This is a genomic window from Herbiconiux gentiana (genome assembly GCF_024978135.1).
GTDB lineage: Bacteria > Actinomycetota > Actinomycetes > Actinomycetales > Microbacteriaceae > Herbiconiux > Herbiconiux gentiana.
This window is the reverse complement of record NZ_JANTEZ010000004.1, coordinates 391,942-404,824: the sequence shown is the minus strand read 5'-3', so window position 1 is coordinate 404,824 and position 12,883 is coordinate 391,942. Positions and strand designations below refer to the sequence as shown.

At 71.5% G+C, this 12,883-nt stretch carries 9 protein-coding genes and 1 tRNA gene; all 10 read left to right on the top strand.

Going from position 1 to position 12,883, the window contains the following annotated elements:
- The first annotated feature begins 14 nt into the window (after window positions 1–14).
- The 10 genes from NVV95_RS12295 to NVV95_RS12250 all read left to right on the top strand — a co-directional run bounded on the left by NVV95_RS12295 (window position 15) and on the right by NVV95_RS12250 (window position 12,844).
- On the top strand, window positions 15–476 hold the full coding sequence (locus tag NVV95_RS12295) for a MarR family winged helix-turn-helix transcriptional regulator (protein WP_259486821.1): 462 nt from the start codon (window positions 15–17) through the stop codon (window positions 474–476).
- Window positions 473–1,081 (top strand): TetR/AcrR family transcriptional regulator, encoded by a 609-nt coding sequence (locus tag NVV95_RS12290; protein ID WP_259486820.1) that lies wholly within the window; start codon window positions 473–475, stop codon window positions 1,079–1,081. The genes NVV95_RS12295 and NVV95_RS12290 overlap by 4 nt, the downstream gene beginning before the upstream one ends.
- A 50-nt stretch (window positions 1,082–1,131) precedes the next feature.
- Window positions 1,132–2,412, top strand: coding sequence for a phosphopyruvate hydratase (gene eno, locus NVV95_RS12285; RefSeq protein WP_259486819.1), 1,281 nt, complete (start codon window positions 1,132–1,134; stop codon window positions 2,410–2,412).
- A gap of 78 nt (window positions 2,413–2,490) precedes the next feature.
- Window positions 2,491–2,964: an FtsB family cell division protein gene (locus NVV95_RS12280; RefSeq protein ID WP_259486818.1), complete on the top strand. Its 474-nt coding sequence runs from the start codon at window positions 2,491–2,493 to the stop codon at window positions 2,962–2,964.
- Window positions 2,961–3,476, top strand: a complete 516-nt coding sequence (locus NVV95_RS12275; RefSeq protein WP_259486817.1) for a DUF501 domain-containing protein — start codon at window positions 2,961–2,963, stop codon at window positions 3,474–3,476. Before NVV95_RS12280 ends, NVV95_RS12275 begins: the two co-directional genes overlap by 4 nt.
- Before the next feature lie 23 nt (window positions 3,477–3,499).
- Window positions 3,500–4,729 carry a S8 family serine peptidase gene (locus NVV95_RS12270; RefSeq protein ID WP_259486816.1) on the top strand — a complete coding sequence of 410 codons (1,230 nt, stop codon included), beginning with the start codon at window positions 3,500–3,502 and terminating at the stop codon, window positions 4,727–4,729.
- Between the two features lie 42 nt (window positions 4,730–4,771).
- On the top strand, window positions 4,772–6,304 hold the full coding sequence (locus NVV95_RS12265) for an NAD(P)/FAD-dependent oxidoreductase (protein WP_259486815.1): 1,533 nt from the start codon (window positions 4,772–4,774) through the stop codon (window positions 6,302–6,304).
- A gap of 124 nt (window positions 6,305–6,428) precedes the next feature.
- Window positions 6,429–6,502 (top strand) — tRNA-Leu (locus NVV95_RS12260).
- 208 nt (window positions 6,503–6,710) lie between these two features.
- Window positions 6,711–11,213, top strand: a complete 4,503-nt coding sequence (locus NVV95_RS12255; protein WP_259486814.1) for a DUF7933 domain-containing protein — start codon at window positions 6,711–6,713, stop codon at window positions 11,211–11,213.
- Between the two features lie 86 nt (window positions 11,214–11,299).
- Window positions 11,300–12,844 (top strand): SpaH/EbpB family LPXTG-anchored major pilin, encoded by a 1,545-nt coding sequence (locus NVV95_RS12250; protein ID WP_259486813.1) that lies wholly within the window; start codon window positions 11,300–11,302, stop codon window positions 12,842–12,844.
- Window positions 12,845–12,883 lie beyond the last annotated feature (39 nt).

Genomic DNA, 12,883 nt, shown 5'->3' with positions numbered 1-12,883 from the left:
CTACCCTGGGGGTCGTGACCGACGACCCCCAGGCCGACCCCCGCAGCCGAGCCGTCTCGGCCATCGAGGGCGAGATGTCCCGCCTCGTGCGCACGGTGCGCCAGGCGGTCCTTCGCAACGCCGAGCGGTTCTCCGTCGAGCTCCAGCCCTCCGGATACTCGGTGCTGCAGTACATCGTGAAGCACCACCCCACGTCGCCCGGGTCGATCATCCAGGCCACCCGCATGGACAAGAGCGCCCTCAGCCGACAGCTGCGCACCCTGAAAGACCTCGGCTTCGTCTCGAGCGTGCCCGACCCGGGCGACGGGCGCGCCCAGCTCTACGCCCCCACCGACCTCACCCTGGCGAGGCTCGAGGAGATGCGCGCAGAGACCAAAGAGCTCTACGCCGACGCCCTCGACGACTGGCCCACCCCCGACGTGCAGGAGTTCGTGCGCCTGCTCGGCGAGTTCAACGACAGAACGGAGCGACGATGACGACGCTGAAGTCCGATCACGAGCTGCCCCTCCGGGAGCGCAAGAAGGTCGAGACGAGGGCCGCCATCCACGACGCCGCCCTGCGCCTCGTCGCCGAGAACGGGGTCGGCCACGCCTCGGTCGACGCCATCTGCTCCGAGGCGGGCGTGTCCAGCCGCACCTTCTTCAACTACTTCCCCTCCAAGGTCTCGGCGATCGTCGGCCTGTCGTCGTTCGTGGTGACGGATGCGCAGCGGGACGAGTTCCTGACCGGCGACGGTGAGCGCTATCTCGTCCGCGACCTCTGCACCCTCGTCGGCGCGGTGATGGACGCGACCGCCCGGGACGGGGTCGACCGCGAGGCCATCCGCGACCTGCTCGGCCGGCGCCCGGAGCTGGCGCCCGACGTCATCCGCTTCGCCTCCGAGCTGAGGCACGACATCGTCGTGCTCGCCGAGCAGCGAACCACCCCGGCCCGGGCCCGCCTCGCGGTGACCCTCGTGATGTCGGCGGTCGACTCGGCACTGCACCGCCCGCTCGACGCCGTCTACGACGAGCAGTTCTCGACCTGGCTGTTCGAGGCCGTGATGACCATGCAGGCCATCGCGCGCGAATCGTTAGACTAGCCATCGCCTGATACAGCAGGCCTTTGCCTGAAACAGAGGAGAAACCACCCGTGGCACTCATCGAAGCCGTTGGCGCTCGCGAAATCCTGGATTCCCGAGGGAACCCGACCGTCGAGGTCGAGGTGCTCCTCGACGACGGGATCGTCTCGCGCGCCGCCGTCCCCTCCGGAGCCTCCACCGGCGCCTTCGAGGCCTACGAGCTCCGCGACGGCGACAAGGGCCGCTACCTCGGCAAGGGCGTGCAGAAGGCCGTCGACGCCGTCATCGACGAGATCGGCCCGGCCATCGAGGGCTTCGACGCCACCGACCAGCGCCTCGTCGACGCCGCGATGATCTCGCTCGACGGCACCGACAACAAGAAGCGCCTCGGCGCCAACTCCATCCTCGGCGTCTCGCTCGCCGTGGCCCGCGCGGCGGCCGACTCCTCCGACCTGCCCCTGTTCCGCTACGTCGGCGGCCCGAACGCGCACACCCTGCCCGTGCCGCTGATGAACATCGTCAACGGCGGCGCGCACGCCGACACCGGCGTCGACATCCAGGAGTTCATGGCGGTGCCGCTCGGCGCCGAGAGCTTCTCGGAGGCCCTGCGCTGGGGTGTCGAGACCTACCACTCGCTGAAGTCGCTGCTGAAGTCGAAGGGCCTCTCGACCGGCCTCGGCGACGAGGGCGGCTTCGCCCCCGAGCTGCCGAACAACCGCGAGGCGCTCGACTTCATCCTCGAGGCGATCACGCAGGCCGGTTTCACCCCCGGAAAGGACATCGCGCTCGCGCTCGACGTCGCCGCGTCGGAGTTCTTCGACAACGGTGCCTACACCTTCGAGGGCCAGCAGCGCTCGAGCGTCGAGATGTCGGCCTACTTCGCCGACCTGGTCGCGAACTACCCGCTGGTCTCGATCGAAGACCCGCTGAACGAGGACGACTGGGAGGGCTGGGCCCACCTCACCTCCGAGATCGGCTCGAAGGTGCAGCTCGTCGGCGACGACCTGTTCGTCACCAACCCCACCCGCCTGGCCGAGGGCATCGCCAAGGGCACGGGCAACTCGATCCTGGTCAAGGTCAACCAGATCGGCACGCTCACCGAGACGCTCGACGCCGTCTCGCTGGCGCAGCGCTCCGGCATGACCGCGATCCTCTCGCACCGCTCCGGCGAAACCGAAGACACCACGATCGCCGACCTCGCCGTCGCCACCGACGCGGGCCAGATCAAGACCGGTGCGCCTGCCCGGAGCGAGCGCGTCGCGAAGTACAATCAGCTCCTGAGGATCGAAGAGGAGCTCGCCGAGGCGGCCGTCTACGCCGGCCGCGGCGCGTTCCCCCGCTTCTCCGCCTAAGAGCCGGAGCAAGCCCGAGCACCACCCGAGGGATTCATGCGGCAGCGCACACCAGCTCCACGCCCGGCGCGACGGCCGGTGGCGCTGCCGCAGCCCTCGGGGGCGGGTGCCGCCGGGGCCGGCTGGCTCCGGAGCATCCGCTTCTCCGGCTTCACGGTGCTGATGTTCGTCGTCATCGTGATGTTCGTCGTCATCATCGCGCCGGGCCTGCGCGTCTACATCGAGCAGCGCCAGCAGCTCGCGGCGCTGCACGCGGCCGTCGACGCGCGGGGCGCCGAGAACGACGCGCTCACCTCCGAGATCGCACGCTGGAGCGACCCGGCCTACATCAAGGCCGAGGCCCGCGACCGGCTCTACTACGTGATGCCCGGGGAGACGAGCTTCCTCGTGGTCGACGACGTGCCGGCGCCGGTGGAGCCCGGCGCCGGTGTCAGCGACACCATCAGCACGACGCAGGTCGACTGGCTCTCGTCGCTGTTCGCCTCGGGCGTGACGGCCGGCCTGTCGACCTCGACCCCCCAAGAACTCGAGCAGAACGGAGTGGTGCCGTGAGCACGCCGCCCTTCGAGCCCGCCTCCGACCACGACCTGAAGGTCGCGGCGGCGCAGCTCGGCCGACCGGTGCGCAACGTGCTCGGCATCGCCGCCCGCTGCGTCTGCGGCAACCCCACGGTGCTCGCCACCGCTCCGCGCCTCGCCGACGGCTCGCCATTCCCCACCCTGTACTACCTGTCGCACCCGGCCGCGACGGCCGCGATGAGCGACCTCGAGGCCGAGCACGTGATGGTCGAGTTCCAGGATGCCCTCGCCGACCCCGAGCTGAACGCCTCCTACCTCGCCGCCCACGAGGCGTACCTCGCCGACCGTGCCGTCTACGGCGAGGTCGAGGAGATCGCGGGCATCTCGGCCGGCGGCATGCCGGTGCGGGTGAAGTGCCTGCACGCCCTCGCCGCGCACTCCCTCGCGGCGGGCCCCGGGGTCAACCCGGTGGGCGACCTCGCGCTCGAGCGCGGCGACTGGTCGCCCCTCGTCTGCGAGTGCGTCGACTACGAACTCGCCGAGTGATGCACGCCCGGCGGAGGGGCTGGGTGCTCGTCGTCGTCGGTGCGCTCGCGGTGGCCCCGCTGGCGGCGACCGCCCCGGCGGCACCGGCGCACGCCGACTCCATCCGCGACGCCGAGTACTGGCTGAGCGACTACGGCTTCCGCGCCGCCTGGGACGTGACCGAGGGTGAGGGCGCCACGGTCGCCGTCATCGACACCGGGATCGACGGCAGCGTGCCCGAGCTCCGCGACGCCGTGGTCGACGGCACCGACGTCTCGGGCATCGGCTCGCCCGACGGCCAGAAGCCGGTGGGCGCGAGCCCCGAGCACGGCACCATGGTGGCGTCGCTGATCGCCGGACGCGGCACGGGCTCGGGCGACGGGGTGCTCGGCGTGGCTCCGAAGGCCTCGCTGCTGTCGATCTCGGTGGCGCTCGGCGAGGGCTCGGTCGACTCCGACGAGCAGATCGCCGAGGCCGTGCGCTGGGCGGTCGACCACGGAGCCGACGTCATCAACATGTCGCTCACCCGCAACAGCCTCGACTGGCCCGAGAGCTGGGACGAGGCCTTCTCCTACGCCTTCGACAACGACGTGGTCGTGGTCGCGGCCGCCGGCAACCGGGGGAGCGGCACGACCGAGGTCGGAGCCCCCGCCACCATCCCCGGGGTCGTCGCCGTCGCGGGGGTCGACAAGCAGGGCGAGGCGAGTTTCGACGCCTCCTCCCAGGGCATCACGATCGCGGTGGCGGCGCCGAGCGAGCAGCTGGTCGGGGTGATCCCCGGAGGGACCCACGTGATCTGGGACGGCACGTCGGCGGCGGCGCCGCTGGTGAGCGGCCTCGCCGCGCTGGTGAAGTCCGCGCATCCGGAGCTCTCGGCCGACGACGTGATCAACCGCATCGTGGCCACGGCCGTGCCGAAGGGCGAGCCGGTGCCCGGGCCGATCTACGGCTACGGGCTGGTCGACGCCGAGGCGGCGGTCAGCGCATCCGTCGCCCCCGTGTCGGCCAACCCGGTGGGCGACCTCGACGCCTGGATCGCCACCTACCGGCCCTCGTCGGCGCCGACCTCGCTCGACACCCTCACCATCCCCGCCCCCGGCGGGCGCGACACCGAGGGCGGCAGCCCGGGAGCGGGCGCGATCGAGGCATCGGGCGGGGTGTATGCTCTCAGCCACTGGGCGGTGCCGCTGGGGCTCCTGCTCGGGTTCCTCATGCTGATGGCGGTTTTCGCTCTGGGGGCCGTCTCGCATTTCAGAGGCGTGCTTCGCAAGTAGTACCCTGTTCGCAGGCCCCTGTACTGAGGAGATCGTTTCACTGTGCCCAAGATCCTGATTGTCGGCGGCGGCTACGCCGGTTTCTACACCGCTTGGAAGCTGGAGAAGTGGCTTCGCGCCGGTGAGGCCGAGGTCACGGTGGTCGACCCGCTGCCGTACATGACCTACCAGCCGTTCCTCCCCGAGGTGGCCGCCGGCTCGATCGAGCCGCGTCACGCCGTGGTCGGCATCCGTCGTCACCTGAAGAAGACCCGCGTCATCGCGGGCAAGGTGACCGGCATCAGCCACGCCTCCAAGACCGCCACCATCGCCTCGAACGCGGGCGACACCTGGGAGGAGGAGTACGACCAGATCGTCGTCACCGCCGGTTCCGTGTCGCGCACCTTCCCCATCCCCGGTGTGGCCGACGAGGCCATCGGCCTCAAGACCATCGAAGAGGCGACCGCGATCCGCGACCGCATCCTCGTGAACTTCGACAAGGCCGCGCAGATGGCCCCCGGCCCCGAGCGCGACCGCCTGCTCACCGTCGTCGTCGTCGGCGGCGGCTTCGCGGGCATCGAGGTGTTCGCCGAGCTGCGCTCCTTCGTCAGCGCCCTCATCTCGAGCTACCCCGAGATCGACTTCGACGACACGCACTTCCACCTGATCGAGGCCATGGGCCGCATCATGCCCGAGGTGAGCCTGAAGACGAGCCTCTGGGTCATCGACAACCTCGCCAAGCGCGGGGCGCAGATCCACCTCGACACGCAGCTCAAGTCCGCCGTCGGCGGCGTCGTCGAGCTGTCGACCGGTGAGAGCTTCGAGAGCGACCTGATCATCTGGACCGCGGGCGTCATGGCCTCGCCGATGCTGAAGGGCACCGACCTCCCGATCGAGGAGCGCGGCCGCCTCCGCGTGCGCGCCGACCTGCGGGTCGAGGGCGACGACGGCATCGTCGAGGGCGCCTGGGGCGCCGGCGACGTGTCGGCCGTGCCCGACCTCACGGGTGGCGGCGTCGGCGGCTTCTGCGTGCCGAACGCCCAGCACGCCGTGCGTCAGGGCAAGCTGCTCGCGAAGAACATCGTCGCGTCGCTGCGCGGCGAGGGCGTCAAGGAGTACTTCCACAAGAACATGGGCGCGGTCGCCGGCCTCGGCCTCGGCGTCGGCGTGTTCCAGTCGGGCAAGCTCGCGATCAAGGGCCTCCCGGCCTGGTTCGCACACCGCGGCTACCACGGCCTGGCCATGCCGTCGTGGGAGCGCAAGCTGCGCGTGATCTGGGGCTGGGTGAACAACTTCTTCCTCGGCCGCGACAACGTCTCGCTCGAGGCCCGCGTGCACCCGCGCGCGGTGTTCGAGGAGTTCGCCTCGCGCCCGCGTCCGGCTGCCCCCGCCGCCGCTCCGGTGCCGCCGACGGCTGCCCCGGCGGCCGCGGAGAAGCCGGCCAACCCCCAGCTCCCCGGATCGCACTCGTCGGAGCCGGCCGCGACCGCCGAGGTCAACGGCGTCGCCGCCACCGACTCCGCGCCCGAGGCGCCCAAGGCGAAGGCCACCAAGCCGCGCACCAAGGCCCCCGTGAAGGCCCCGGCCGGCGAGTAGCCGCACCGGCCTCCCACGACGCGCGCCGCGCATCCACCGCCTCACCCGGGCACCGGATGCGCGGCGCCGTCGTTGCGCCCGATGCCGCCCCCCGGATGCTGCCCCCGGTACGCTGAGGCGGTGCGCCCCCATAGCCCAATCGGCAGAGGCAGACGACTTAAAATCGTTTCAGTGAGGGTTCGAATCCCTCTGGGGGTACCGAGGCGGCGGCTCGGTGGTGACGTTCAGTAGTAACTCGGTAGTGCACTGATCGACTGGCGTCGGGGCGTTACGTAGTGTTGGTTCGTCGGCGATCTTTGGGGGAGCCGGCGACGGGGGAATGGGTTCCGCCGACGCTGACGGACGATGTCTTTCTCCCTGCCCCGGGGCTGCCGGCGATTTCGTTCGCCCCAGCACTGAGAGCTCGATGATCCTCCACCCCACCCGGTTCCGCGCCATCGCAGGCGTGGTGGCGATCTCGCTCGTGGGCGGTCTGCTCGCCTTCGGCGCCGTGCCGGTCGCGGGCGCTTCGGTGCTGCCGGGGGCGGACGCCGCGGCCTCCGCGACGCCCGCGCCGGAGGGCTCGCCCGCCCCCGACGAGTCACCCGAACCCGCGGTGTCGCCGGAGCCCGAGGCCACGACGACGCCGGAGCCGGGCACCTCGCCCGACCCCGGCACCGCGCCGGAGCCCGAGGTCTTGCCGGCGCCCGAGGCATCGCCCGCGCCGACGCCTACGACCGGCCCGGCCGCGCCGCCCGCCGACGAGCCGGAGCCGACGCTCGACCAGCCCGACGCCGTGCTCCCCGACGACGCGGACGCACCCACCCTCTCGCCGTCGCCCACGCCCACCCCACCGAGCGAGACCGCGGCTCCGGTCGCGCCCGTCGAGCCCTCGGCGAACAGCCCACCCGAGTCCCCGTTCCGGGCCCGGGCCGACGTGTCGGCCTTCGCCGCCGGCGTCACCGAGCCGGCCACCCAGACGTGGATCGAGACCTTCGAGCAGGGTGTCGGAACGACCCCGATCCGCGTCGACCAGTACGCGACCAGCCGCTACACCGGCTCGGCGTTCTGGCTGAACGTGAACAACTGCAACGGCGTCGTCGTCAACTACAACGCGACGTTCCCCGCCACCCCGTTCTGCACCCTCGGCGACGCGACGGGCTCGCGCTTCAAGGTCGCCCGCATGGCCGATGTGCTCGGGCAGGTGCAGGCCAACGTCGCCGCCGGCACCGTGAACCCCGGCGGGGCCACCGACACCACACCGGTGAACGGCTCGACCGCGACGACCCGCGCCAACCACGGCGTGACGGCCATGACCAGCGCGGCCCAGGGCACGCAGGCGGCCAACCAGGTCGTGCTCGAGTCGGTCGGCGCCGTCGGCCCCACCCCGGCCACGGCCGATCGTTACTACTCGATGTCGATCGACGTCTCCGAGGACTCCTGCGCCGCGCGTCCCGGCGGTCAGAACAACAACTCCCGCCTCGACCTGGCGCTGGTCACCGGCACCACCGTGCGCCCGCTCACGACGGCCCCTATCGTCGCGTGCACCGTCACCAACGGGCGCTACACCTCCAACGTCTTCCCGGCCGACAACCAGACCGACCCCTGGGGCACCGGCAGCCCGTCGACCCGCGCCGGCCGCTTCTTCACCGACACCGCCGTGCTGCTCACCCCCGCTCAGGCCGCGGCGGCCCGCGTGCGACTGACGAACCAGGAGTCCGACGTCGCCGGCAACGACTTCTCGTTCGACAACCTGCGGCTGCTCGACTCGACGCCGAGCCTCGACAAGGAGTTCAGCCCGCTCACCGTGCCCGCCGGCGTGGCATCGACCCTCACCTTCACGGTGACGAACACCACCGAGCTGGCGGCGAAGCCCGACTGGGGCTTCACGGATGCGCTTCCCGCGGGCCTCGTCGTCGCCCCGAGCACCTCGGGCTCCCCGGCGATCGGCGGCACCTGCACGAGCACGACCGGCGCGGCCTACGCCGTGACCGCCGCCGAGGGATCCTCCACCATCACCGTCGCGGGCGGCGACCTGGCGGCCGGCGCCGCCTCCTGCACGGTCACCGTCGCCGTGCTGTCGAACAGCGGCGGCACCTACACCAACGGCCCGTCGAACGTGACGACGGTGCTGAACGCCCCCGACGCGACGACGCTGACCGTCGAGCCGCCGACCACCGTCACCATCCGCAAGAACGTGGTCAGCCGCGCGCAGGCCGCCGACCAGTTCCGCCTCGCCCTCGTCTCGGGCGCCTCCGAGGTCGCGAGCGCCACGACGAGCGGCTCGGCGCTGGGGCTGCAGACGCAGCAGGTCGGCCCCGTCAACGTCACCCGCGGCGCGACCTACACGGTGGGCGAGACGGTGGTGACCTCGGCCCAGCTGCGCACGTACACCTCGAGCTACGAGTGCGCGCGCGGAACGACCGTGATCGCTCGCGGCACCTCGGTCTCCGGCTCGCTCACCATACCCGACGAGGCCGGCGTCAGCATCGTCTGCACCTTCACGAACACCGCGCAGGCGACCGCGAGCCTGTACTGCGACGGCAGCTACCTCTACAGCGTGCGGTCCGACGGAGCGCTGACCCAGACCAACGCCCTCAGCTCGTCCACCTCCCAGACCGCCGCCGTCATCGCCGCGGGCCCGGCGGGCACCGCCAACGCGAACTCCCTGGCCATCGACGTCGAGGGTCAGACGGCGTACGCCATCACGAGGAGCACGGCTACCAACGCGAACACCGCGACCGGCGTCATCACGTACTCCGTGTCGCCGTCGGGAACGCTGACGGCGACCCGCACCGCCTTCGCCACGCCGCAGACCCTGAGCACCACGGCCTCGATCACCATGGGGGCGTTCGACCCCGTCGGCCGCGCGTTCGTCGTCGGCACCACGAGCGTGGTCAACAACGTCGGCCGCATCAACCTGTGGCGCTTCAACGGAGCGACCGCGAACCCGCTCTTCACCCTGCTCGGCTACGTCAGCACCGGGGCCAACTCCGCCGGCAACGGCGACATGGCCTTCGACGCCAAGGGCAACCTGCACATCCTCCGCAGCGAGGGCACCCAGGCGCAGTTCTTCAGCGTGGCCGGCCCGGCGCTCTCCGCGTCCACCGGCGGCGAGATCACCGCCACGGCGACGACCCAGCGCACGGTCGCCGGCATCGGCGCGGGCCCGCTGAACGGCCTGGCGTTCTCGCCGCGGGGCACCGCGTACGTCGGCACCGGCACGAACGCCTACCAGTTCGACCCGCTGACCTGGACCGCCGTTCCGAACACCCCCACCATCGTGCTCGGAACCGACGCCGTACCGAGCACCGACCTCGCCACCTGCGCCTCGCCGTCGACCTTCTCGGTGAGCAAGAGTGTGCTCAGCCGGGTCACGGGCCAGGCGCACGACTTCCGCCTGGCGGTGGCGACCGGGGGATCGGAGGTCGCGTTCGCCAACACCGGCACGACCGGCACCTCGGCCTCCATCGGCCCGATCACGGCACCGGTGAACACCGTGATGACGATCTCCGAGCTGCTGCAGACGACTGCGGTGACCACGGCGGCGGTGCCGGCGACCTACACCGTCATCTACGAGTGCTGGGCCGACGGCGTGCGCATCGCGTCGGCGCGGATGGACGCGACCCGCACGGCATCGGTGACCATCCCGAACCAGGTCAGCGTCGGCGTCGCCTGCACGATCTACAACACGGCCCAGCCGGTCGCGGAGATCAAGGTCAGGAAGAGCACCGTCGACGGGCTGGGCGCCAACCCGCGACCGGCCGCAGGATGGACGGTCGGCACCTCGATCGCCTCGGCCGGAAGCGGCACCGTCGTGCTGCCCGCCGACCCCGCCAGCACCGGCGCGGCCGCAGGACGGTCGGAGGTCACCACCGACGCCAACGGCCTGGCCTCGTTCTTCGTGCTCTACGGCTCGGCCACCGGCAGCGCCACCGTCTCGGTGCTCGAACGTCAGCAGACCGGCTTCCGGCTCGACTCCCTCGTCTGCGCGGTGACCCGCGGCACGGCGACGACCTCGACCACCGACACGAACTCCGCCACGGATGCCTCCGGCTACGCGGTGCGGACCGTCGCCGGCACCATCGCCCCCGGCAACACGGTCGACTGCACCTTCACGAACCGCCCGATCGCGACCCTCACCCTGGTGAAGCGGGTCTCCTTCGGCAGCACCGCCCCGTCGGCGTGGCTGCTCGACGCGGCGCGCAGCGTGCCGGCGGCCCTGGCGGGGCCCCGGGGCGCGGGCGGCAGCGGCACGATCAACGCGGTGCCCGTCTCGGCCGACACCCCGTACCGGCTCTCCGAGAGCGGCGGCCCGGCCACCTACGTGCAGGTGGGCGACTGGTCCTGCGTGACCGCGACGGGGGCCACGGTGCCCGTCACCGCCGCCGGGGACATCACGCTCTCGCGCGGGTCGACGGTGACCTGCACGGTGACCAACGCCACCGCATCCCTCACCCTGCTGAAGAACGTGCAGAACCCGTCGACCGGCTTCGTGCCCTCGACCTGGAACCTGACGGCCACCCCGGCGACGCTGACGGGCCTGACCGCCAGAACCGTCGCGGGCGCCGACTTCCAGTCGGCGGGGAACCCGGCCAGCACCTTCGACGTGCGGCCCGGCCACTCCTACACGCTGACGGAGGCGCTGGCCCAGTCGGGCACGCGGCTCGCCTACCGGCAGCTGCGGCTGGAGCTCCGGCAGCCGAACGGCAGCTGGACCCCGGTGACCTCGGCGACGATCACCGCGCCCGCGGCGGGCCAGGCGGCGGTCTACCGCTTCGTCAACGCCCCCGTCGCGCCCACGACTCTGCCCCTCACGGGCGGACAGAGCACCGACGCCTACCTGTTCTCCGGGTTCGCCGTGCTCGCCCTCGCACTCGCCCTGGCCGTCTGGCACGGGCGTCGTCGGAGACGAAGGAGCACCGCCTGAGACGCCGCCCCTCCGCCCCCGAGGCTCCACCCCGAATCCACCCCTCATCTGCACCACCCGACCTCTTCATCGAACGGAGAAATCTCATGTCCTCATCCGCACTCAGGCGGGCGACCGCCGCGATCGGCGCCGTCGTCCTGGCCGCCGGCGTGGCAATCGTGGCCGTCGCCCCGGCGCAGGCCGTCATCCTGCCCGGCAACATCGACTCGACACAGCAGCGCACGCTGACCGTGCACAAGTACGCGCTCGGCCCGAACAACGGCCAGATCGCCGGCACCGGCCAGCAGCTGCCCTCCTCGACGAACCTCGGCACCCCGCTGCCCGGCGCGGTCTTCACGGCCACGCAGGTCGCCGGTGTCGACCTCACCACGCCTGAGGGCTGGACCATCGCGTCGAACCTCACCCCGCAGTCGGCGTCGACCCGACTCGCCACCCTGTCCTTCACCTCGACTCCGTCGGCGGCGAACGGCACGGCGAACTTCACGGTCGACCCGGCCCTGTACCCGACGGGGATGCCCATCGGCCTGTACTACGTGCAGGAGACCGTGCTGCCGGCCGACGCCACCAACCCGACCGCGCCGTTCCTCGTGTCGCTGCCGCTGCCCACCGGCCCCGTCGGTGCTCCGGCGAACCAGTGGATCTACGACGTGCACGTGTACCCGAAGAACGCGGTGACCGAACTCACGAAGACCCGCGTCCCGGCGCCGGCGAACTCCGTCGAGGCGCGCAACCCCGACCTCATCCGGTGGGCGATCGCGTCGAGCATCCCGACCCTGGCAGCCGGTGACTCGATCGCGGGCTTCTCGCTCGCCGACCAGATCCCGGCCGACCTGCAGTTCGTGACCACACCCCCGACCGGCGTCTCGCCGACCACGGTCACCGTCACGAGCGCGGCGGGCATCGCGCAGAACTTCGCCAGCCCCGCCGACTACAACATCGTCACCGCGGCCGGCACCTCGACGCTCACCTTCACCGCGTCCGGTCTCACCCGGCTGACCGCGCTGCAGGGCGGCCTCGTGTCGTTCAACGTGCTCACCCGGGCCGTGTCGATCCCGGCCAACGGCCTGATCGTCAACAGCGCGACCGCCACCATCAACGGCGCCACCGAGACCGTCACGGGCACCACCCCGATCGGTCAGCTCACGGTGTTCGCCTACGAGAGCAACAACGGCAGCCCACGCGTGCCGCTGGCTGGTGCCGTCTACCAGGTCTACCTGAACCAGAACGACGCCAACCTGCAGCAGAACCCGATCTCGATCGGTGGCATCACCAACTGGACGACGGGTGCCAACGGCCTGGTCGAGATCCCGATCGTGACGCCCGGCAACTACTACGTGCGCGAGATCACGCCGCCGACAGGGTTCAACCTGCCGACGTCGAACCCCGTGCAGACCGTCGTGGTCGCCGGCCCGACCTCGACCACCGCTCCGGTGCAGAACTACGTCGAGTTCAACCACACCCAGGTGTCGGTGGCGAACTTCCTGCTGCCGCTCACGGGTGGTGACGCCGGGCTGTGGTTCGGCGTCGGTGGCGGCGCGCTGCTCGTGCTCGCCCTGGGCGCGGCGATCGTCGTGGCACGTCGTCGGTCCGCCGTGGCGGCCGAGCCGGCCGTGACCCACACGGTTGCGTAGGCTGAAGCGATGACGGCGCAGGTGGGGTCCCCTTCGGGG

Excerpts from the sequence above, each read along its gene's own strand:
- NVV95_RS12250 (WP_259486813.1), top strand. The coding sequence starts at position 11,300 with ATGTCCTCATCCGCACTCAGGCGGGCGACCGCCGCGATCGGCGCCGTC.
- NVV95_RS12290 (WP_259486820.1), top strand. The coding sequence starts at position 473 with ATGACGACGCTGAAGTCCGATCACGAGCTGCCCCTCCGGGAGCGCAAG.
- NVV95_RS12255 (WP_259486814.1), top strand. The coding sequence starts at position 6,711 with ATGATCCTCCACCCCACCCGGTTCCGCGCCATCGCAGGCGTGGTGGCG.